Origin of the sequence: Citrobacter sp. CK189 (assembly GCF_030333505.1) — a bacterium.
GTDB lineage: Bacteria > Pseudomonadota > Gammaproteobacteria > Enterobacterales > Enterobacteriaceae > Citrobacter_B > Citrobacter_B koseri.
In genome coordinates this window covers 878,910-902,445 of the sequence record NZ_JAOWFV010000038.1, presented here as the reverse complement: position 1 = coordinate 902,445, position 23,536 = coordinate 878,910, and the positions used below count along the sequence as shown (strand labels likewise).

Below are 23,536 nucleotides of genomic sequence, written 5' to 3'. Positions count from 1 at the left end.
TCCATTGACTTTGTGAATCTTAGGAAACGGGACCGATTATGGATAACTTGCGCTTCTCTTCTGCGCCGACAGCAGATTCCATTGATGCATCGATCGCTCAACACTACCCGGACTGCGAACCTGTCGCGGTTATCGGCTACGCCTGCCATTTTCCTGAATCGCCGGATGGCGAAACGTTCTGGCAAAATCTGCTGGAAGGTCGTGAATGCAGCCGGCGCTTTACACGCGAAGAGCTTCTGGCCGTCGGTCTGGATGCCGCCATCATTGACGATCCTCATTATGTCAATATCGGTACGGTGTTAGACAACGCCGACTGCTTCGACGCCACCCTGTTTGGCTATTCGCGACAGGAAGCGGAGTCGATGGACCCGCAGCAGCGCCTGTTTTTGCAGGCGGTCTGGCATGCGCTGGAACATGCCGGTTATGCCCCCGGCGCCGTCCCCCATAAGACCGGCGTTTTCGCCTCTTCCCGGATGAGTACCTACCCCGGTCGCGAAGCATTGAACGTGACAGAAGTCGCGCAGGTAAAGGGTCTGCAATCTCTGATGGGCAATGATAAAGACTATATTGCCACCCGCGCCGCGTACAAACTCAACCTGCACGGCCCGGCGTTATCGGTACAGACCGCCTGCTCCAGCTCGCTGGTTGCCGTGCATCTGGCCTGTGAAAGCCTGCGCGCAGGCGAATCCGATATGGCGGTTGCCGGCGGCGTGGCGCTCTCTTTCCCTCAGCAGGCGGGCTACCGCTACCAGCCCGGAATGATTTTCTCTCCTGACGGTCACTGTCGTCCTTTTGACGCCTCGGCTGAGGGCACCTGGGCCGGTAACGGTCTCGGCTGCGTGGTGCTGCGTCGCCTGAGAGACGCGCTGCTGTCAGGCGATCCGATTATCTCGGTGATCCTCTCCAGCGCGGTCAACAACGACGGCAACAGAAAGGTCGGCTATACCGCCCCTTCCGTCGCAGGGCAACAGGCGGTCATCGAAGAGGCGTTAATGCTGGCGGCCATCGACGACAGGCAGGTAGGTTACATTGAAACCCACGGCACCGGCACACCGCTGGGCGACGCGATTGAAATTGAAGCGTTACGCAACGTCTATGCGCCTCGCCCGCAGGATCGGCGCTGTGCGCTCGGCTCCGTGAAAAGTAATATGGGCCATCTGGATACCGCGGCGGGCATTGCCGGACTGCTGAAAACCGTTCTGGCAGTCAGCCGCGGGCAAATTCCACCCTTACTGAATTTTCACACCCCCAACCCGGCGCTGAAGCTTGAAGAGAGTCCCTTTACCATACCGGTGTCGGCGCAGGCGTGGCAGGACGAAATGCGCTATGCGGGCGTCTCCTCCTTTGGTATTGGCGGCACCAACTGCCATATGATCGTCGCCTCGCTGCCCGACGCGCTCAACGCGCGCCTCCCCAATACGGATGGCGGCAGAAAAAGTACCGCGCTGCTGCTCAGCGCCGCCAGCGACAGCGCGTTGCGGCGGCTGGCGACGGATTATGCCGGGGCGCTGAGAGAGAATGCGGATGCCAGCAATCTGGCCTTCACGGCCCTGCACGCGCGCCGTCTCGATCTTCCCTTCCGCCTGGCGGCGCCATTAAACCGTGAAACCGCCGCTGCGCTCAGCGCCTGGGCCGGTGAGAAATCGGGGGCGCTGGTTTACAGCGGCCACGGCGCCAGCGGCAAGCAGGTGTGGCTGTTTACCGGCCAGGGCTCGCACTGGCGCACTATGGGTCAAACGATGTACCAGCACTCAACGGCGTTTGCCGACACGCTGGATCGCTGTTTTTCCGCCTGTAGCGAAATGCTCACGCCGTTACTGCGCGAAGCGATGTTTAACCCCGATTCGGCGCAGCTGGACAATATGGCCTGGGCGCAGCCAGCGATTGTCGCGTTTGAAATCGCGATGGCGGCGCACTGGCGCGCTGAAGGACTGAAGCCAGACTTCGCCATTGGGCATTCCGTCGGTGAATTTGCCGCTGCCGTTGTCTGCGGACACTATACGATTGAACAGGTCATGCCACTGGTTTGTCGGCGCGGCGCGCTAATGCAGCAATGCGCAAGCGGCGCGATGGTGGCGGTATTTGCAGACGAAGACACGCTGATGCCGCTGGCTCGCCAGTTTGAGCTGGATCTCGCCGCCAACAACGGTACGCAACATACGGTATTTTCCGGGCCGGAAGCCCGTCTCGCGGTATTTTGCGCCACGCTCTCGCAGCATGATATTAACTATCGTCGCCTGAGCGTAACCGGCGCGGCGCACTCCGCTTTACTGGAGCCGATACTCGATCGGTTCCAGGACGCCTGCGCGGGGCTGCACGCAGAGCCGGGGCAAATACCGATTATTTCCACGCTCACCGCCGACGTCATTGATGAGTCAACGCTCAACCAGGCGGATTACTGGCGCCGACACATGCGCCAGCCGGTGCGTTTTATCCAGAGTATTCAGGTGGCGCATCAGCTCGGCGCCCGCGTTTTTCTGGAGATGGGGCCCGATGCCCAGTTGGTTGCTTCCGGGCAGCGCGAATACCGCGATAACGCATACTGGATAGCCAGCGCCCGGCGTAACAAAGAGGCGAGCGATGTCCTCAATCAGGCCCTGCTCCAGCTTTACGCTGCCGGCGTCGCCCTACCGTGGGCCGACCTGCTGGCGGGCGATGGACAACGTATCGCTGCGCCATGTTATCCGTTTGATACTGAGCGTTACTGGAAAGAGCGCGTCTCCCCGGCCTGCGAACCTGCCGACGCAGCGCTGTCTGCCGGGCTGGAGGTGGCGCGTCGCGCCGCGACAGCGCTCGATCTCCCCCGTCTGGAAGCGCTTAAACAGTGCGCCACGCGACTGCACGCCATCTACGTCGATCAACTGGTACAACGTTGTACCGGCGATGCCATTGAAAACGGCGTGGACGCCATGACCATCATGCGCCGTGGACGTCTGCTGCCCCGCTACCAGCAGTTACTCCAGCGCCTGCTGAATAACTGCGTGGTCGACGGCGATTACCGCTGCACCGACGGGCGATACGTCCGCGCCCGCCCCATTGAACATCAACAGCGGGAATCACTGCTGACGGAACTTGCCGGTTATTGTGAAGGTTTTCAGGCTATTCCCGACACCATCGCCCGTGCCGGCGATCGGTTATATGAAATGATGAGCGGCGCGGAAGAACCGGTGGCGATTATCTTCCCGCAAAGCGCCTCCGACGGCGTGGAGGTGCTGTATCAGGAATTCAGCTTTGGCCGCTATTTCAACCAAATCGCCGCCGGGGTATTACGCGGCATTGTCCAGACGCGTCAGCCCCGCCAGCCGTTGCGTATTCTTGAAGTTGGCGGCGGAACCGGCGGCACCACCGCGTGGCTGCTGCCGGAACTTAACGGCGTTCCGGCACTGGAGTACCATTTCACCGATATCTCGGCGCTGTTCACCCGCCGCGCCCAGCAGAAATTCGCCGACTATGATTTTGTGAAGTATAGCGAGCTGGATCTCGAAAAAGAGGCGCAGTCTCAGGGCTTCCAGGCACAGTCTTACGATCTTATCGTGGCGGCGAACGTGATTCACGCCACCCGCCATATTGGTCGCACGCTCGATAATCTGCGCCCCCTGCTCAAGTCGGGCGGGCGCCTGCTGATGCGCGAAATCACCCAGCCAATGCGTCTGTTTGACTTCGTTTTCGGCCCGCTGGTTCTTCCGCTACAGGATCTCGACGCCCGCGAAGGTGAGTTATTCCTCACCACCGCTCAGTGGCAGCAACAGTGCCGCCACGCCGGATTCAGCAAAGTGGCATGGCTACCGCAGGATGGCAGCCCGACCGCCGGGATGAGCGAACATATCATTCTCGCCACGCTGCCCGGTCAGGCGGTTAGCGCCGTAACATTCACCGCGCCATCAGAACCCGTGTTGGGACAGGCGCTGACGGATAACGGTGATTATCTCGCCGACTGGTCTGATTGCGCAGGTCAGACTGAACGGTTTAACGCCCGCTGGCAGGAGGCCTGGCGTCTGCTCTCACAGCGTCATGGCGACGCTCTGCCTGTGGAACCGCCCCCCGTCGTCGCCCCGGAGTGGCTGGGGGAGGTTCGCTTAAGCTGGCAAAACGAAGCCTTTTCCCGCGGTCAGATGCACGTTGAAGCCCGTCATCCTGCTGGCGAGTGGCTGCCGCTATCGCCCGCTGCGCCTCTTCCTGCGCCGCAGACGCATTATCAATGGCGCTGGACGCCCCTCAGCATCGCCAGCGTTGACCATCCGCTTACCTTCAGCTTTAGCACCGGTACGCTTGCGCGCAGCGACGAGCTGGCGCAATACGGCATCATTCACGATCCGCACGCCTCTTCGCGACTGATGATTGTTGAGGAGAGCGAGGATACGCTGGCCTTAGCGGAGAAAGTGATAGCAGCGCTCACCGCCAGCGCAGCCGGATTGATTGTGGTTACTCGCCGCGCGTGGCGAGTCGAGGAAAATGAAGCACTCTCTGCGTCCCATCACGCGCTATGGGCCTTGCTTCGCGTCGCGGCCAACGAACAGCCGGAACGGTTGATTGCCGCCATCGATCTCGCCGAAAACACCCCGTGGGAAACGCTGCATCAAGGGTTAAGCGCAGTCTCACAATCACAGCGCTGGCTCGCCGCGCGGGGTGACACCCTCTGGCTCCCTTCACTGGCGCCCAATACGGGATGCGCCGCCGAATTACCGGCAAACGTGTTTACCGGCGATAACCGCTGGCATCTGGTGACCGGAGCGTTTGGCGGATTAGGCCGCCTTGCCGTGAACTGGCTCAGAGAAAAAGGGGCGCGACGCATCGCCCTGCTGGCGCCGCGCGTGGATGAGTCATGGCTACGCGATGTGGAGGGCGGGCAGACGCGCGTCTGCCGTTGTGATGTGGGCGATGCCGGGCAACTGGCCACGGTTCTTGACGATCTGGCGGCCAACGGCGGCATTGCCGGAGCGATTCATGCCGCTGGCGTATTGGCTGACGCGCCCTTGCAGGAGCTTGACGACCACCAGCTGGCCACCGTTTTTGCGGTAAAAGCGCAGGCGGCAAACCAGCTGTTGCAAACCCTGCGCAACCACGACGGACGCTATCTTATTCTCTACTCTTCCGCTGCCGCCACCCTCGGCGCGCCGGGTCAGAGCGCCCATGCGCTGGCCTGCGGCTACCTGGACGGGCTGGCCCAGCAGTTTTCCACCCTTGATGCGCCGAAAACGCTCTCTGTCGCCTGGGGCGCATGGGGAGAAAGCGGTCGGGCGGCCACGCCGGAAATGCTGGCGACGCTCGCCAGCCGTGGTATGGGCGCGTTAAGCGATGCCGAAGGCTGCTGGCACCTGGAACAGGCGGTGATGCGCGGCGCCCCGTGGCGACTGGCGATGCGCGTTTTTACCGACAAAATGCCCCCGTTACAACAGGCTCTGTTTAACATCAGCGCCACAGAAAAAGCCGCAACGCCGGTCATTCCTCCTGCTGATGACAACGCCTTTAACGGCAGCCTGAGCGATGAAACGGCGGTGATGGCATGGCTGAAAAAGCGGATTGCGGTTCAGCTAAGGCTGAGCGATCCAGCGTCGCTGCGCCCAAACCAGGATCTGTTGCAACTCGGCATGGACTCGCTGCTCTTCCTTGAACTCAGTAGCGATATTCAGCACTACCTGGGTGTACGCATCAATGCGGAACGGGCGTGGCAGGATCTGTCTCCTCATGGACTCACGCAGCTTATCTGTTCTAAGCCAGAGACGACGCCTGCCGCTTCGCAGCCGGAAGTGTTGCAGCACGACGCCGACAAGCGTTATGCGCCCTTCCCTTTGACGCCCATTCAGCACGCCTACTGGCTGGGGCGAACCCACCTCATTGGCTATGGCGGCGTCGCCTGTCACGTCCTGTTTGAGTGGGATAAACGCCACGATGAGTTCGATCTCGCCATACTGGAGAAAGCATGGAACCAGCTTATCGCACGCCACGATATGTTGCGCATGGTGGTTGATGCCGACGGGCAGCAGCGAGTCCTGGCGACAACGCCGGAGTATCACATCCAGCGTAACGATCTGCGCGCGCTTTCCCCGGAAGAACAGCGCATCGCGCTGGAAAAACGGCGGCATGAACTGAGCTATCGCGTTTTGCCTGCCGACCAGTGGCCTCTCTTTGAGCTGGTGGTCAGCGAAATCGACGATTGCCATTACCGCCTGCACATGAACCTCGACCTTTTGCAGTTTGATGTGCAGAGTTTTAAAGTCATGATGGACGACCTGGCGCAGGTCTGGCGCGGTGAAACGCTGGCGCCGCTCGCTATTACCTTCCGTGATTATGTGATGGCTGAACAGGCGCGCCGACAGACATCGGCATGGCACGATGCCTGGGATTACTGGCAGGAAAAACTGCCGCAACTGCCCTTAGCGCCAGAGCTGCCGGTGGTTGAGACGCCCCCGGAAACGCCACACTTCACCACCTTCAAATCGACGATCGGCAAGACAGAATGGCAGGCCGTGAAACAGCGCTGGCAGCAGCAAGGCGTCACACCGTCTGCCGCGCTGCTCACGCTGTTTGCCGCCACCCTTGAGCGCTGGAGCCGCACCACGGCATTTACGCTGAACCTGACGTTCTTCAATCGCCAGCCGATCCATCCGCAAATCAACCAGTTGATTGGTGATTTTACCTCCGTCACGCTGGTTGATTTTAACTTCTCAACGCCGGTGACGTTGCAAGAGCAGATGCAACAGACCCAACAGCGCCTCTGGCAAAACATGGCGCACAGTGAAATGAACGGTGTTGAGGTGATCCGCGAACTGGGCCGCCTGCGCGGGTCACAACGTCAACCGCTGATGCCGGTGGTGTTTACCAGTATGCTGGGGATGACGCTGGAAGGCATGACTATCGATCAGGCGATGAGCCATCTGTTCGGCGAACCCTGCTATGTGTTCACGCAAACGCCGCAGGTCTGGCTGGATCATCAGGTCATGGAGAGCGACGGCGAGTTGATGTTTAGCTGGTACTGCATGGACAATGTGCTGGAACCCGGCGCTGCCGAGGCGATGTTTAATGACTACTGCGCCATCCTGCAAGCCGTCATCGCCGCCCCTGAAAGCCTGAAGACTCTCGCCAGCGGCATCGCCGGGCACATTCCCCGCCGACGCTGGCCGCTGAACGCGCAGGCGGACTACGACCTGCGGGATATTGAGCAGGCGACGCTCGAATACCCCGGCATCCGGCAGGCCAGAGCGGAAATGACCGAACAGGGCGCGTTGACGCTGGATATCGTAATGGCCGACGATCCGTCGCCATCAGCGGCGACGCCTGATGAGCACGAACTTACCCAACTGGCGCTGCCGTTGCCTGAGCAGGCGCAGCTTGATGAGCTGGAGGCGACCTGGCGCTGGTTGGAGGCGCGTGCGCTACAGGGGATCGCGGCTACGCTAAATCGTCACGGCCTGTTTACCACGCCGGAGATCGCCCATCGCTTTAGCGCAATAGTACAGGCGCTGTCCGCGCAAGCGTCTCACCAGCGTCTGCTGCGCCAGTGGCTACAGTGTCTGACGGAAAGAGAGTGGTTAATCCGCGAGGGTGAAAGCTGGCGCTGCCGCGTTCCGCTCAGCGAGATTCCTGAGCCTCAGGAAGCGTGCCCGCCAAGCCAATGGAGCCAGGCGCTGGCGCAGTATCTGGAAACCTGCATCGCCCGGCACGACGCCCTCTTCTCCGGGCAGTGTTCTCCGCTGGAATTGCTGTTCAACGAGCAGCATCGCGTGACCGACGCGCTGTATCGCGACAACCCCGCCAGCGCCTGTCTGAATCGCTATACCGCGCAGATTGCCGCCTTGTGCGGCGCAGAACGGATTCTGGAGGTTGGCGCCGGAACCGCAGCCACTACCGCGCCGGTGCTGAAGGCCACGCGGAACACGCGGCAGTCGTACCACTTCACGGACGTCTCCGCGCAGTTCCTCAATGACGCCAGAGCCCGTTTCCATGATGAATCGCGGGTGTCTTATGCCTTGTTCGACATCAACCAGCCGCTGGATTTCACCGCCCACCCGGAAGCGGGTTACGACCTGATCGTTGCCGTCAATGTGCTCCACGACGCCAGCCATGTCGTCCAGACGTTGCGCAGATTAAAACTGTTGCTGAAAGCCGGCGGACGTTTGCTGATCGTTGAAGCGACGGAGCGAAACAGCGTATTCCAGCTGGCGAGCGTGGGCTTTATTGAGGGATTAAGCGGATACCGCGATTTCCGCCGCCGGGATGAGAAACCGATGCTCACCCGCTCCGCATGGCAGGAGGTTCTCGTTCAGGCCGGGTTTGCAAACGAGCTGGCGTGGCCCGCGCAGGAATCGTCGCCGCTGCGTCAGCATCTGCTGCTGGCGCGTTCGCCTGGCGTAAATCGCCCGGATAAAGAAGCCGTGAGCCGCTATTTACAGCAGCGCTTTGGCACCGGTCTGCCCGTTTTACAGATCCGGCAAAGAGAAGCGTTATTTACGCCGCTGCATGCCCCGTCTGATGCGCTGATTGAGCCAGCCAAACCCACGCCAGTTGCCGGGGGGAATCCGGCGCTGGAAAAACAGGTGGCTGAACTCTGGCAATCGCTGCTGTCTCGCCCCGTGGCAAGGCATCACGACTTTTTCGAACTGGGCGGCGACAGCCTGATGGCGACAAGGATGGTCGCGCAGCTAAACCGGAGAGGGATTGCCAGGGCTAACCTTCAGGATCTGTTCAGCCATTCGACGCTGAGCGACTTCTGCGCCCATCTACAGGCGGCTACGTCAGGAGAGGATAACCCGATACCCCTTTGCCAGGGCGACGGCGACGAAACCCTGTTCGTCTTCCACGCTTCGGACGGCGATATCAGCGCCTGGCTGCCGCTCGCCAGCGCGCTGAACAGGCGCGTTTTCGGCCTGCAAGCAAAATCGCCGCAGCGCTTTGCCACGCTTGACCAGATGATCGATGAGTATGTCGGGTGCATCCGTCGCCAGCAGCCTCACGGCCCTTATGTACTGGCGGGTTGGTCGTATGGCGCGTTTCTCGCGGCGGGCGCCGCACAGCGCCTGTACGCCAAAGGCGAGCAGGTTCGGATCGCGTTAATCGATCCCGTGTGCCGACAGGATTTCTGTTGCGAAAACCGGGCGGCCCTGCTGCGCCTGTTAGCCGAAGGACAAACGCCTCTGGCACTGCCCGAACATTTCGACCAGCAGACGCCCGACAGCCAGCTTGCCGACTTTATCAGCCTCGCTAAAACGGCCGGTATGGTGTCGCAAAACCTGACGCTGCAAGCGGCAGAAACGTGGCTCGACAACATCGCGCATCTGCTGCGTTTACTGACTGGGCATACGCCGGGCGAAAGCGTTCCTGTCCCCTGTCTCATGGTGTATGCCGCCGGGAGACCCGCGCGCTGGACGCCAGCAGAAACCGAGTGGCAGGGCTGGATAAACAACGCCGACGACGCTGTGATTGAAGCCAGCCACTGGCAAATCATGATGGAAGCCCCCCACGTTCAGGCTTGTGCGCAACACATTACGCGCTGGCTTTGCGCAACCTCAACGCAACCGGAGAACACGTTATGATGCCGTCCGCCTCCCCAAAACAACGCGTACTGATTGTGGGCGCCAAATTTGGCGAAATGTACCTGAATGCCTTTATGCAGCCCCCGGAGGGGCTGGAACTGGTCGGCCTGCTGGCGCAGGGAAGCGCTCGCTCAAGAGAGCTGGCCCATGCGTTTGGCATTCCGCTGTATACCTCGCCGGAACAGATAACCAGGATGCCGGATATCGCCTGTATTGTCGTGCGTTCGACCGTCGCCGGAGGAACCGGTACGCAGCTTGCCAGACACTTTCTGGCGCGCGGCGTACACGTCATTCAGGAGCATCCCCTCCACCCGGATGACATCAGTTCCTTACAAACGCTGGCGCAGGAACAGGGCTGCCGCTATTGGATAAACACGTTTTATCCGCATACGCGCGCGGGACGCACATGGATTCGCGATGCGCAGCAGCTGCGTCGCTGCCTGGCTAAGACGCCGCCGGTAGTCCACGCCACCACCAGCCGACAGTTGCTCTACTCCACGCTGGATTTGTTGTTGCTGGCTCTGGGCGTTGATGCCGCCGCCGTAGAGTGCGACGTGGTTGGCAGCTTTAGCGATTTTCACTGTCTGAGACTCTTCTGGCCGGAGGGAGAAGCCTGTCTGCTGCTTCAGCGCTATCTCGATCCTGACGATCCAGATATGCATAGCCTTATCATGCACCGCCTGCTGCTGGGCTGGCCGGAAGGTCATCTTTCGCTGGAGGCGAGCTACGGCCCCGTCATCTGGTCATCCAGCCTGTTTGTCGCAGACCATCAGGAGAACGCCCACAGTCTCTACCGCAGACCGGAGATCCTGCGCGATCCGCCGGGTCTGACGCGCAGCGCGGCGCCCCTGAGCTGGCGTGACTGCTGCGAAACCGTCGGGCCGGAGGGCGTCAGCTGGTTGCTACACCAGTTGCGCAGCCATCTGGCGGGCGAACATCCACCAGCGGCCTGCCAAAGCGTACATCAGATCGCGTTATCACGGTTATGGCAGCAGATTTTACGTAAGACCGGCAATGCGGAGATCAGACGCCTGACGCCGCCGCACCACGACCGGTTAGCCGGTTTCTACAACGATGATGATAAGGAGGCGCTGTGACGCAATCTGTAATGTGCATCCCGCTGTGGCCCGCCCGGAACGGCAATACTGCGCATCTGGTCATGTGCCCTTTCGCTGGCGGCAGCAGTAGCGCGTTTCGCCACTGGCAAGCTGAGCAACTGGCTGATTGCGCGCTTTCTCTGGTGATCTGGCCGGGGCGCGATCGCCTTCGCCATCTGGAACCGCTCAGAAGCATTACACAACTGGCGGCACTGCTGGCGAACGAGCTGGAAGCATCCGTATCGCCTGACACGCCGCTTTTACTCGCCGGGCACAGCATGGGGGCGCAGGTGGCGTTTGAAACCTGCCGGCTTCTGGAGCAACGGAGGCATGCGCCGCAAGGACTGATTATTTCCGGGTGCCATGCCCCGCATCTGCATTCTGAACGCCAGCTCAGCCATCGCGATGATGCCGACTTTATCGCTGAACTGATAGACATTGGCGGATGTTCTCCTGAACTGCGGGAAAACCAGGAATTAATGTCGCTGTTTCTTCCTCTTCTGCGCGCTGATTTTTACGCCACCGAGAGCTATCACTACGACTCGCCCGGCGTCTGTCCGCCGCTGCGCACGCCTGCGCTGTTATTGTGCGGCAGCCACGATCGCGAAGCCTCCTGGCAGCAGGTTGATGCCTGGAGCCAGTGGCTGAGCCACGTTACAGGCCCGGTGGTGATTGACGGCGATCATTTCTATCCCATTCAACAAGCCCGGTCCTTTTTTACGCAGATTGTCCGCCATTTTCCCCACGCATTTTCTGCAATGACCGCGTTGCAAAAACAGCCCAGTACTTCAGAAAGGTGACGCATGAACTCTTCCTTTGAATCTCTGATTGAACAGTATCCCTTACCCATTGCCGAACAGTTGCGCCACTGGGCGGCTCGTTATGCCTCGCGAATTGCCGTCGTTGATGCAAAGGGGTCGTTAACCTACAGCGCGCTTGATGCACGGGTTGACGAACTTGCCGCAGGTCTGTCATCACTGGGTTTGCGTTCGGGGGAGCATGTAATTGTGCAGCTTCCCAACGACAACGCGTTTGTTACCCTGCTGTTCGCCTTGTTAAGACTGGGCGTTATCCCCGTGCTGGCGATGCCCTCGCAACGGGCGCTGGATATCGACGCGCTGATTGAGCTGGCGCAACCCGTCGCTTACGTTATTCACGGGGAAAACCACGCAGAGCTGGCCCGACAGATGATGCACAAACATGCCTGCTTGCGTCATATCCTGGTCGCAGGAGAGACCGTGAGCGACGATTTTACGCCGCTCTTCTCCCTTCACGGTGAGCGGCAGGCATGGCCGCAGCCTGATGTTTCCGCCACCGCGTTGTTGTTGCTTTCAGGCGGCACAACCGGCACGCCCAAACTCATCCCGCGCCGACATGCCGACTATAGCTATAACTTCAGCGCTTCTGCTGAACTGTGCGGCATCAGTCAACAGAGCGTATATCTCGCCGTCCTCCCGGTGGCACATAACTTTCCGCTGGCCTGCCCCGGCATTCTGGGAACGCTTGCCTGCGGCGGAAAAGTGGTGCTGACCGACAGCGCCAGCTGTGATGAGGTGATGCCTTTAATCGCGCAGGAAGGCGTGACTCACGTCGCCCTGGTTCCGGCGCTGGCGCAATTATGGGTGCAGGCCAGGGAGTGGGAAGACAGCGACCTTTCGTCGCTGCGCGTCATTCAGGCAGGCGGCGCCCGGCTCGACCCGACGCTTGCTGAGCAGGTTATCGCCACCTTTGACTGTACCCTGCAACAGGTCTTCGGTATGGCGGAAGGCCTGCTCTGTTTTACCCGGCTGGACGATCCGCATACCACCATTCTCCACAGCCAGGGGCGCCCGTTATCCCCTCTGGATGAAATCCGCATCGTTGATCAAGACGAGAACGACGTCGCGCCAGGCGAAACCGGGCAATTGTTAACGCGCGGCCCTTATACCATTTCGGGCTATTACCGCACCCCTGCCCACAACGCGCAGGCCTTTACTGCACAAGGGTTTTACCGCACAGGCGACAATGTCAGGCTGGATGAGGCGGGGAACCTGCACGTTGAGGGGCGCATAAAAGAGCAGATCAACCGCGCCGGAGAAAAAATAGCCGCGGCTGAAGTGGAATCGGCACTGCTGCGTTTAGCGGAAGTGCAAGATTGCGCGGTGGTCGCCGCGCCGGACACGCTGCTTGGCGAGCGGATTTGCGCGTTTATCATCGCGCAGCAGGTGCCAACTGGCTATCAACAGTTGCGTCAACAACTGACCCGTATGGGACTCAGCGCGTGGAAAATTCCTGACCAAATCGAGTTTCTGGACCACTGGCCGCTCACCGCCGTCGGCAAGATAGACAAAAAACGCCTGACGGCTCTCGCCGTCGACCGTTATCGCCATTCAGCCCAATAAGCGCAAACCGACCCGAAACAGGTTGAAATAAAACCGTTTCGGGTAGCACCACTATTAGAAATAGTTATCATTTTCAATTCACCATTGTCGGTATTTTTGGCGTTTCGCCGTCTTACAGGGACTCACAACAATGAAAATGACACGGCTTTATCCTCTGGCCTTGGGGGGATTATTGCTCCCCGCCATTGCTAATGCCCAGACTTCACAGCAAGACGAAAGCACGCTGGTGGTTACCGCCAGTAAACAATCTTCCCGCTCGGCATCAGCCAACAACGTCTCGTCTACTGTTGTCAGCGCGCCGGAATTAAGCGACGCCGGCGTCACCGCCAGCGACAAACTCCCCAGAGTGTTGCCCGGGCTTAATATTGAAAATAGCGGCAACATGCTTTTTTCGACGATCTCGCTACGCGGCGTCTCTTCGGCGCAGGACTTCTATAACCCCGCCGTCACCCTGTATGTCGATGGCGTCCCTCAGCTTTCCACCAACACCATCCAGGCGCTTACCGATGTGCAAAGCGTGGAGTTGCTGCGAGGCCCACAGGGAACGTTATATGGCAAAAGCGCTCAGGGCGGGATCATCAACATCGTCACCCAGCAGCCGGACAGCACGCCGCGCGGCTATATTGAAGGCGGCGTCAGTAGCCGCGACAGTTATCGAAGTAAGTTCAACCTGAGCGGCCCCATTCAGGATGGCCTGCTGTACGGCAGCGTCACCCTGTTACGTCAGGTTGATGACGGCGACATGATTAACCCCGCGACGGGAAGCGATGATTTAGGCGGCACCCGCGCCAGCATAGGGAATGTGAAACTGCGTCTCGCCCCAGACGACCAGCCCTGGGAAATGGGCTTTGCCGCCTCACGCGAATGTACCCGCGCCACCCAGGACGCCTATGTGGGATGGAATGATATTAAGGGCCGTAAGCTGTCGATCAGCGATGGTTCACCAGACCCGTACATGCGGCGCTGCACTGACAGCCAGACCCTGAGTGGGAAATACACCACCGATGACTGGGTTTTCAACCTGATCAGCGCCTGGCAGCAGCAGCATTATTCGCGCACCTTCCCTTCCGGTTCGTTAATCGTCAATATGCCTCAGCGCTGGAATCAGGATGTGCAGGAGCTGCGCGCCGCAACCCTGGGCGATGCGCGTACCGTTGATATGGTGTTTGGGCTGTACCGGCAGAACACCCGCGAGAAGTTAAATTCAGCCTACGACATGCCGACAATGCCTTATTTAAGCAGTACCGGCTATACCACCGCTGAAACGCTGGCCGCATACAGTGACCTGACCTGGCATTTAACCGATCGTTTTGATATCGGCGGCGGCGTGCGCTTCTCGCATGATAAATCCAGTACACAATATCACGGCAGCATGCTCGGCAACCCGTTTGGCGACCAGGGTAAGAGCAATGACGATCAGGTGCTCGGGCAGCTATCCGCAGGCTATATGCTGACCGACGACTGGAGAGTGTATACCCGTGTAGCCCAGGGATATAAACCTTCCGGGTACAACATCGTGCCTACTGCGGGTCTTGATGCTAAACCGTTCGTCGCCGAGAAATCCATCAACTATGAACTTGGCACCCGCTACGAAACCGCTGACGTCACGCTGCAAGCCGCGACGTTTTATACCCACACCAAAGACATGCAGCTTTACTCTGGCCCGGTCAGGATGCAGACATTAAGCAATGCGGGTAAAGCCGACGCCACCGGCGTTGAGCTTGAAGCGAAGTGGCGGTTTGCGCCAGGCTGGTCATGGGATATCAATGGCAACGTGATCCGTTCCGAATTCACCAATGACAGTGAGTTGTATCACGGCAACCGGGTGCCGTTCGTACCACGTTATGGCGCGGGAAGCAGCGTGAACGGCGTGATTGATACGCGCTATGGCGCACTGATGCCCCGACTGGCGGTTAATCTGGTCGGGCCGCATTATTTCGATGGCGACAACCAGTTGCGGCAAGGCACCTATGCCACCCTGGACAGCAGCCTGGGCTGGCAGGCGACTGAACGGATGAACATTTCCGTCTATGTCGATAACCTGTTCGACCGTCGTTACCGTACCTATGGCTACATGAACGGCAGCAGCGCCGTCGCGCAGGTCAATATGGGGCGCACCGTCGGTATCAATACGCGAATTGATTTCTTCTGATCCTTTAAACAAACAGGGATGCCGTGACGGCATCCCTGATGCGCTTATCCCGCCCAGGGCAGCTCAGACTTGAGCTGCCAGTTTCAAATCTGGCTGTTGGCTGTGAGTGAGGAGCAGACATGGTTTTGAAGATGTTACTGGCTTTTATTTAGTGTCAGTGTCTCAGTCCGTAATAGGTTTGCTCATATTGATACCCGTAACCCTGAATCCGCTGGTTTCATAGACATGCCGGGCGCGAGCATTATCACCTGCAACACGCAATCTGATCTCTTTAAAGCCCTTCGCTTGCAGATACTCTTCAAAAGCACGTAGAGATTGTTTGCCAAGCCCCAACCCCTGACTGGAGTTGAAAATATGAAAATCGTAGATAAAAACAGTGTGCTTAGTCGAGTCTGGTTTGTACCAGAGATAACCTACATGGTTGTTAGCCTTGTCCGACTGAGCAACAATACACATTAATACTTGCCCATGAGTATTAACTCCATCGGGAAGCATTTCCGAAATTTCCTGCTTCGCTCTGGCAAGAGAATCACGAAGGGATGCCCCGTAGTTTGATTCGATCTCATATGCATAATCATTAACAAAATATTCGAGATAAGCAGGATACTCATCTTTTGTCATCATTCGGAAAGAAATCACACCTGTCCCCTCACCCTTATCATGCTGAAAATATGAATATATTAATGACGATGCAGTCCTCTATCGTCAATCGTATTCACTTCTAAATACGCGTTCAGGCCAGGTGATTAACATAAAAAGGGTATTAATGTCCGCTCCTGGCACACAGCGGACACGTTAACTGGGCTAAAAGTCCGCTGTGAGCGAATAGCAGCCAATGGTTTCGAAGATGGTGCTGGCTTTTATTTAGTGTCAGTGTCCTTACGTTACAAGAATGAATGCAATATATGGGATAAACGCCGTGGTTGTGCCAATGTTTACAGAAGCCCACATGCGAATGTGGGCTTCTGGTATTACTGTTCTTCACCTTCCTTACCGTAGTAAAGTTTACCGAGTTTGATGAGCGGCCTGCCCTGCGATTTACGGTGCATATTAGTATCACGCAGTGAATAGACGCAGCCACAATACTCCTGCTGGTAAAACTGCTCGCGTTTGCTGATCTCAATCATGCGCGATGACCCGCCCTGCTTACGCCAGTTGTAATCCCAGTATGCCATTCCCGGATAATGCGCAGCAGCGCGTTGTCCGCAGTCGTTAATCTGCTGCATATTCTTCCAGCGGGAAATCCCGAGTGAGCTGCTGATCACGCTGAACCCATGTTCCGCGGCATACAGCGCGGTGCGTTCAAAGCGCATATCAAAGCACATGGTACACCGAACACCGCGCTCAGGCTCCCACTCCATCCCTTTCGCACGCTCGAACCAGTTGTCGGTGTCGTAATCCGCATCAACAAAAGGCACGCCGTGTTTTTCGGCAAAACGGATATTCTCCTCCTTACGGATGAGGTACTCCTTTTGCGGATGAATATTAGGGTTATAAAAGAAAATTGTGTAATCAATGCCCGAGGCCTGAATCGCCTCCATGACTTCCCCCGAACAGGGCGCACAGCACGAGTGCAGCAGTAGCTTGTCTGCGCCGTTCGGCAGCGTCAGTTGCGGGCGTTTAAAATCAGCGTTCTTCATAAATGGATGCTTTGGCAATAGTGAAACTTTCAGGAATTTTAGCATTCACATCGGCGATAACGAAATTAAGAAGTCGCTGTTGTCGTTGAACAAAGGTTTGCTGAGAAGCATCTGAAACGGTCGACAAAATCTGACCGCGATTTGAGAGCTGGTCAGAACAATTAAACTTCCGCTCCTGGCACACAGCGGACAGTACAGTTGTCTGTCAGGTCCGCTTTGAGCGAAGAGCGGACTTATCCGTACAAGGCTTACCATCCAGAAATGGAAGTTCCCCCAAAAGGAAAACACTCGCAAACCTTCTAGACAACCTTTTCCCGAGCATTTAGCCTGAATTAAAATTTTAATATCTGTCAGGCTAGTTCATTATGAAAAATGATATCAGAACCCTCGACCTTAACCTTCTTAAGGCCCTTGATGCATTACTGGATGAGGGAAGCGTGACTCGGGCTGCACAGCGCCTCTCCCTGACGCAGCCTGCCGTCAGTGGTATGCTTATTCGCTTGCGTGATTACTTTGACGATCCACTCTTTGTTCGCACCAGCCACGGTATGGTCCCCACAATGCGGGCCAACGAACTTTCTACGCCGGTAAAACAAATCCTCACCGATATCGCTATCCTGCTGAAACCAAAGAAATTTGATCCCGTGACGGTGGAACTGACTTATACCATCGTCGCAACGGACTATGCACTTAAGGCTGTTGTCGTTCCGTTGATGGCTGAGCTAAAACAACGTGCACCGTATATTAAAATCGCCGTGCGGCCCGTGGACAATGAGCGAATGTATCAGCAGTTGTCTCGGGGTGAAGTTGATCTGGCTTTGATAACACCGCAAACAACCCCCGAAGACCTGCATGGAAGAGCGCTCTATGAAGAAGATTATGTCTGCGTAGCACGACGTCATCATCCTCTGGCAGCGAGTTCAGAAATGACGCTCGAACAATTTTGCAAACAGGAACATATTCTGGTGTCTTCAGAAGGTAACTTCACCGGTGTTACAGATGAAGCACTGGCTAAGCTCAGTCTGACACGACGAGTAGGCATGTCAGTTAATAGTTTTCAGGTGATACCTGATATATTGCGAGTGACTGATATGATTGCAGTTGTACCTCACCGCATGGTCCTGACTAACAACGATCTCATCATTCTCCCTTTGCCCCTGAAAGTACCCGGCTTTACCAAGAGCATGGCCTGGCATGAGCGAACCCATCGTGACCCAAGTCATCAGTGGATTCGTGCTTTATGCGCAGAAGTAAGCCAACATCCCGCGTCCTGATATAATTTATCTTATTAAGAATATAAGTAATGACAATTCGCCTTATAACTCCATTGCACCAATAATCACTGTCATCACGTTACTGCCGTAATGACACACGCAGTGCACTCAACTATAGCAATTGGAGAAATTTATGAACGCGATTAACTGGCCAGAAGGCTTTGTTCCGGGTTTTACCGATAACTTTGTTTCTAATGAAATGATCATCTCAGGTCTGAACGTCAATGATGTCTGGCCGCTCCTGAGTCAGCCATTGCTATGGCCGGAATACTATAAAAATTCCGCCGATGTGCGCTTTTATGACAACAAAGGTCCAGAATTGGAAAATGGGGTTCGCTTCTACTTCAGCACGTTTGGTTTCCCAGTTGAAGCTCAGGTTGTGGAGTTTGTTCCACCTGCTGAAGGTAAACCTGCTCGTCTGGCATGGCACGGATGGGCCGGTGAAAAAGATACCGCTCAACGACTCGATGTCCATCATGCGTGGCTACTGGAGGATCTTTCCGGTCACAGGGTCCGTATCCTAACGCAGGAAACACAGAACGGAGTCCCGGCAAAAGATCTGGCAAATACCCGCCCGAACCCAATGCTTAATGGTCATCAGGAATGGCTTGACGGCCTGATTCGAGCAGCAAAGAAATAATAAACCGCTTTCCACAGTCATATCACTGAGGCTGCACTTCCCCGTAGCCTCAAGAATATTTGCCCGTTTGCTATTGCACTTGATTACAGGTAAATCATGTAACCCCCGCAAGTGACACCGCGCGGCCATATCTGTAATGTCCCCTCCTGGCACACAGCGGACAAGTGCGAAGGTCTACTATGAGCGAGAAGCAGGCATTGACGATGCCCCTGGTACAACATATATGTCGGTTGACTCAGATGCCATTCTGAAATGAATGTATGTGTAGAACCTCGCTGCAACATTTCCAGAATTGGGCATGTTTTGCCGTTTCATTTTTCAGTAACTAAATTCGTCTCTCAACAATCCAAATACCCAATCATCATGCCAGCAACCATGCAGGAAATAGTTTTTTCTTAGAGTTCCCTCCTGCTGAAATCCGACTTTATGCAATATTCTCCGCGATGCATTGTTGCCAGCTGTTACCGTAGCAGTGAGCTTACGATACCCATGCTCATCGAAAGCAAAGCGGGCAATATCTTTTAACGATTCTGTACCAAAACCTTTGCCGTGAAATTCTGATGCCAGGATAAACCCCACTTCCGCTATGCCTTCACCACGATCAATAAAGCCAGTTACACCAATTGGTATATCTGTATCCTTTCGACTCATTATCATACATAACCAGCGTTAACTGCCTTTATGCCAGGGCTGTAGACGGCTTTCAAAAGACTGGGTTCTAATCTCGTCATCAGTACGTGAATCACTAATAAAATGCATCACATGACGATCCTGATTTAATGCCAAAAAAAATGGCCAGTCTGTATGCTGGAGACAGCGATAATTGAGACTGACAGAAGAGATATGATGCATTAGATTTAATCACCTTTTTAGAGAGAGGAGTTAACAACTTTATCATTCACACCTGAATGATCAACTTTGACTGGCGCACGTATAAAGTATACAACTTCCCCTCCTGGCACGCAGCGGCTGGGCTGAGTGGTCGTCACGTCTACAGTGAGCAAGGAGCAGAATTTTTTTGAACTAATATGGCACCATTCTCTCTGCATTAGTCATGACAATTTATCTTTCTCACATAAAACTAATGTCATAAAACGGCTATTTGGATCAGACTGATAATCAGCAAACGGCTCGCAGTTAACGAAACCGTGCTTAATATAAAGTTGATGGCAAGCGGAAAACCCTGGCTGTGTCCCGGTTTCTAAACTTAAACGTCGTAGGCCTTTGATATGCGCAACCTGCAAGATATGCTGTAAAAGCTGATTCGCTACGCCACGACGCAAAAAATTTGGCGCGGTACGCATTGATTTCAGCTCACCATGTTCATCATCCAGTATTTTCAGCGCGCCAATTCCTGCGAGTTGTACCCCTTCCCATGCTGACCAAAATATCACAGCTGGGTCACGCAGTTTTCGAATATCTAAAGCATGGCTGCTTTCTGGTGGGGACTGCTCCAGCATGCCGGAAATATGATAGGCCACTAACGCTTGCACTGCTGGATGGGAGAGATCGTCAGTTTTGATAGTGAACAAGACTTTTCCAAAAAAATTGATTACATATTTGTAACATACAAACAAGCGGCAGTATCTTTGTCTAATATCTATTTCTTATGGCACTGACCTGCACTCCGCTGATTAATACGCCGTTGCGTTAGCAATATCCCCTCCTGGCACAACGCAGTCAGTCTAAAGCGCCGTCAGGTCTGCCATAATCGTACAGCAGACCTTTTACCGGAAGCCCATTCCGAACCGCATTCTGGACGTTCTAGCGCAACAGTACCTTACCCAGCAGATAAGTTGTTGCCTGTCCGCCGATGTGGACTCGATCCCCCACTCGCTGGCAGCGTAAATCCCCGCCACGTTCGGCGCCCTGGTGCGCCAGCATTTGTGTTTTTTTCAGTTTTTCAGCCCAGTACGGAATTAGCATGCTATGTGCTGAACCTGTAACGGGGTCTTCCGCTACGGCTTCTCCCGGGCAAAAGAAACGGCTGACAAAATCGTATTTCTCTTCGCCGGGCGCGGTTATGCAAACCATTTTTCCCAGAGGGAGCATGGCATTAATGTTCGGGCGTAGCGCTTCTACCTGCCGTTGATTATCCAGCACGACCATGTAATCACGCGCCACGCGCACTTCTTTGTATTCTGTGATGCCCAACGTTTCCAGCAATAAGGACGGCGGCATGACAGGCTCGGTTTCCCAGGCAGGAAAATCAAGCGTCAACCACTCGCCGCTGCGTGCTACTGTCAATGGGCCAACAAACCGGGTATCAAAATGGATAGTCGCGCCCGGGTAATCAAGATGTTCAAAGATGACGTGCGCAGCAGCAAGTGTGGCATGCCCACACAGATTTATTTCCCCCTGAGTGGTAAACCAGCGCAACTCGAAGCCGTTTTCATTTGGGACAAAAAAAGCCGTTTCTGACTGGTTATGCTGTTTAGACATTTTCAATAATGTCTCATCAGGCAACCACTCGGTGAGCGGACACACGGCTGCGGCATTGCCGCCAAAAGTAGCCGTGCTAAAGGCATCAACCATGTAAAAATCAATTTGTTGCATAGCGCAAACCTCGAATCATTCTTTGAGCCCCCCCACTCTACCATGCCTCGACAACGCGCAATCTCGTATTTTTCATCGTTTGATGTTCGGCTTCGGCGCCATTCCGTTGCTGGCGCTGTATCCCAATACCAGACGACATTTAAACAACGTCGCAACACCCCATTGACCTTCAAGTGAACTTTAAACTTATACTTTGAAAAAGGCCAATGGGCCGGGACACCCATCTGACATTGTCGAAGAGGAAGTGAGATGCAAACGATTCTGGGGGCAAGCGGACAGATTGCCCGGGAACTTGCTCGCGAGTTAACGCATTCTTACAGTGCTGAACTGAGGCTTGTAAGCCGTAATCCACAGAAGGTAAATGACAGCGATAGCCTTATGCCCGCTGATTTACTGGATGCCCGTCAGACACTGGAAGCGGTTAAAGGAAGCCGCATTGTCTATTTTGCGGCGGGTCTGCCGCCGGATGCCGACCTCTGGGAACAGCAGTTTCCGGTAATGCTGCAAAACGCGCTGAACGCGTGTCGGACAGTGGGGGCAAGTTTTGTTTATTTTGACAATACTTATATGTACCCACAGGACAGCAGATTGCAGACCGAGGAAACGCCGTTCCTGCCGTCAGGGCGCAAAGGGCGGGTTCGGGCCCTGATGGCAAACAAAGTGCTGGAGGAGATGCGCCGGGGCGACATCCCTGTGCTTATCGGGCGCGCGCCCGAGTTTTATGGGCCGGGGAAAACCCAGAGTTTTACCAATGCCTTAATTTTAGACAGGCTTAAAGCAGGGAAAAAACCACGCGTGCCATTACGTGACGACACATTACGTACGCTCATATGGACTCCCGATGCCAGTCGGGCTTTAGCGCGTCTTGGCAACACCCCTGATGCCTTCGGTCAGACGTGGCACCTGCCCTGTTGCGATGAACGGCTCACCTATGCGCAGTTCGTTTCTCTGGCCTGTAACGTATTCGGGAAAGAAACGTCATGGTCTGTCCTGAGCAAATTCGCCTTGTTCGCCGCCGGTATCTTTTCCAAAGGCCCACGGGAACTCCGGGAACTCCTGCCCCGCTATCAACATGATAACCTGTTTGATTCATCAAAATTTAAGCGGCGATTCCCGGACTTTCAGATAACAACGTACCGTCAGGGACTGGAAACCTTTTACCGTGAATGGAAAGCGTCGCTCACCGTAAAGAAAGACCAATAAACAGCCACGCGGGTGGTATCAATCAACCCCTGACATTAAACAGGTAGAATCAGATGAAACTCATTGAGATAACAGAAGCTGGCGGCCCTGAAGTTCTGAAGGTAAGCCAGGGAAAAATGCCGGAATGTGGCGAGAACGATGTCCTGATCTCAGTTAAAGCGGCCGGCGTGAATCGCCCGGATATTATGCAGAGAGAGGGAAAATATCCCATGCCAGAGGGTGTTACGCCGGTTCCCGGGCTGGAAGTCGCGGGTATCGTACACGCAATCGGGAAAAACGTTGCTCACTTTTCAGTTGGCGATCGCGTCTGTGCGCTCACCAATGGCGGGGGATATGCAGAATTTTGCGCCGTTCCGGCAGGTCAGGTATTGCCTGTCCCACAAAATTTAAGTTTTACAGAAGCAGCAGCGCTCCCGGAAACATTCTTTACGGTATGGGCCAATCTTTTTTCGTTGGGAAAAGTGAAAAAAGAGGATGTTGTTTTGATCCACGGTGGCGCAAGCGGCATAGGGACGACCGCGCTGGCGTTGTGTAATGCCATGAATATTAAAGCGTTCAGCACCGTCGGAAGTGACGATAAAATTCCGTTCCTGCAACAATATGGGGAAGTCATTAACTACAAAATCCATGATTTTGAAGAAGAAATCCTCAGCAGAACCGACGGAAAAGGCGTTGATGTTATTCTTGATATTGTCGGCGCCGCTTATTTTAACAAGAACCTTCGCCTTCTTAAAAAGGATGGTCGGCTCGTACTGATTGGATTTATGGGGGGCAGGATGGTTAAGGAATTTGATATCCAGGAACTGATTCTTAAAAGAGCGGTGGTAACCGGTTCAACGATGAGGAGCCGGGACGCTGCTGAAAAGGAAGAAATCGCCCAACAGCTCATACAAAAAGTATGGCCTTTAATCGAAGCCGGAAAGTGTAAACCCGTCATTCACCAGACAGTTAAATTTGAGGATGTCCGTCAGGCACATACGTTACTGGATGCCGGAACTCATATCGGTAAAGTTATCCTTACCCTTGAATAAGCGCAAAGGGCGGGAGCACCCCCTGTCCCGCC

The 23,536-nt window shown here is 55.6% G+C and carries 13 protein-coding genes and 1 pseudogene; 9 read left to right on the top strand and 5 right to left on the bottom strand.

Annotated features, from left to right (window positions below):
• Positions 1-38 precede the first annotated feature (38 nt).
• The 5 genes from irp1 to fyuA all read left to right on the top strand — a co-directional run bounded on the left by irp1 (position 39) and on the right by fyuA (position 15,160).
• Positions 39-9,530: a yersiniabactin polyketide synthase HMWP1 gene (irp1, locus tag OGV83_RS14205; RefSeq protein WP_286463844.1), complete on the top strand. Its 9,492-nt coding sequence runs from the start codon at positions 39-41 to the stop codon at positions 9,528-9,530.
• Complete coding sequence (ybtU, locus tag OGV83_RS14200) at positions 9,527-10,627, top strand: yersiniabactin biosynthesis oxidoreductase YbtU (protein WP_248622723.1); 1,101 nt, start codon at positions 9,527-9,529, stop codon at positions 10,625-10,627. The genes irp1 and ybtU overlap by 4 nt, the downstream gene beginning before the upstream one ends.
• On the top strand, positions 10,624-11,427 hold the full coding sequence (gene ybtT, locus OGV83_RS14195; protein ID WP_064145964.1) for a yersiniabactin biosynthesis thioesterase YbtT: 804 nt from the start codon (positions 10,624-10,626) through the stop codon (positions 11,425-11,427). Before ybtU ends, ybtT begins: the two co-directional genes overlap by 4 nt.
• A gap of 3 nt (positions 11,428-11,430) precedes the next feature.
• Positions 11,431-13,008, top strand: a complete 1,578-nt coding sequence (gene ybtE, locus OGV83_RS14190) for a yersiniabactin biosynthesis salycil-AMP ligase YbtE (RefSeq protein ID WP_110494172.1) — start codon at positions 11,431-11,433, stop codon at positions 13,006-13,008.
• A gap of 130 nt (positions 13,009-13,138) precedes the next feature.
• Positions 13,139-15,160 (top strand): siderophore yersiniabactin receptor FyuA, encoded by a 2,022-nt coding sequence (gene fyuA / locus OGV83_RS14185; protein ID WP_002212885.1) that lies wholly within the window; start codon positions 13,139-13,141, stop codon positions 15,158-15,160.
• 162 nt (positions 15,161-15,322) lie between these two features.
• On the opposite strand, the gene OGV83_RS14180 is transcribed toward fyuA, so the two are convergent.
• Positions 15,323-15,799, bottom strand: a complete 477-nt coding sequence (locus OGV83_RS14180; RefSeq protein ID WP_024130286.1) for a GNAT family N-acetyltransferase — start codon at positions 15,797-15,799, stop codon at positions 15,323-15,325.
• 332 nt (positions 15,800-16,131) lie between these two features.
• Positions 16,132-16,800, bottom strand: a complete 669-nt coding sequence (locus OGV83_RS14175; protein WP_024130285.1) for an epoxyqueuosine reductase QueH — start codon at positions 16,798-16,800, stop codon at positions 16,132-16,134.
• Positions 16,801-17,165: 365 nt separating this feature from the next.
• On the opposite strand from OGV83_RS14175, the gene OGV83_RS14170 reads away from it, so the two are divergent.
• Together OGV83_RS14170 and OGV83_RS14165 are read left to right on the top strand one after the other, a co-directional pair.
• Positions 17,166-18,074: a LysR family transcriptional regulator gene (locus OGV83_RS14170; protein WP_044715031.1), complete on the top strand. Its 909-nt coding sequence runs from the start codon at positions 17,166-17,168 to the stop codon at positions 18,072-18,074.
• A gap of 133 nt (positions 18,075-18,207) precedes the next feature.
• A complete protein-coding gene (locus OGV83_RS14165; RefSeq protein ID WP_043016095.1) occupies positions 18,208-18,714 on the top strand; it encodes an SRPBCC family protein in 507 nt (168 codons plus the stop codon).
• Between the two features lie 318 nt (positions 18,715-19,032).
• On the opposite strand, the pseudogene OGV83_RS14160 reads toward OGV83_RS14165, so the two are convergent.
• From OGV83_RS14160 to OGV83_RS14150, 3 genes and pseudogenes are all read right to left on the bottom strand, one after another.
• Positions 19,033-19,566 (bottom strand): annotated as a pseudogene (locus tag OGV83_RS14160) (GNAT family N-acetyltransferase).
• Positions 19,567-19,766: 200 nt separating this feature from the next.
• Complete coding sequence (locus OGV83_RS14155) at positions 19,767-20,246, bottom strand: GNAT family N-acetyltransferase (protein WP_024130283.1); 480 nt, start codon at positions 20,244-20,246, stop codon at positions 19,767-19,769.
• Between the two features lie 232 nt (positions 20,247-20,478).
• Positions 20,479-21,270 carry a PhzF family phenazine biosynthesis protein gene (locus tag OGV83_RS14150; RefSeq protein ID WP_115609245.1) on the bottom strand — a complete coding sequence of 264 codons (792 nt, stop codon included), beginning with the start codon at positions 21,268-21,270 and terminating at the stop codon, positions 20,479-20,481.
• 249 nt (positions 21,271-21,519) lie between these two features.
• Here OGV83_RS14150 and OGV83_RS14145 point away from each other — a divergent pair, with 249 nt between their 5' ends.
• Both OGV83_RS14145 and OGV83_RS14140 read left to right on the top strand, forming a co-directional pair.
• Positions 21,520-22,473, top strand: coding sequence for an NAD-dependent epimerase/dehydratase family protein (locus tag OGV83_RS14145; RefSeq protein ID WP_200090681.1), 954 nt, complete (start codon positions 21,520-21,522; stop codon positions 22,471-22,473).
• A 53-nt stretch (positions 22,474-22,526) separates the two neighbouring features.
• A complete protein-coding gene (locus tag OGV83_RS14140) occupies positions 22,527-23,504 on the top strand; it encodes an NAD(P)H-quinone oxidoreductase (protein ID WP_286450642.1) in 978 nt (325 codons plus the stop codon).
• Positions 23,505-23,536 lie beyond the last annotated feature (32 nt).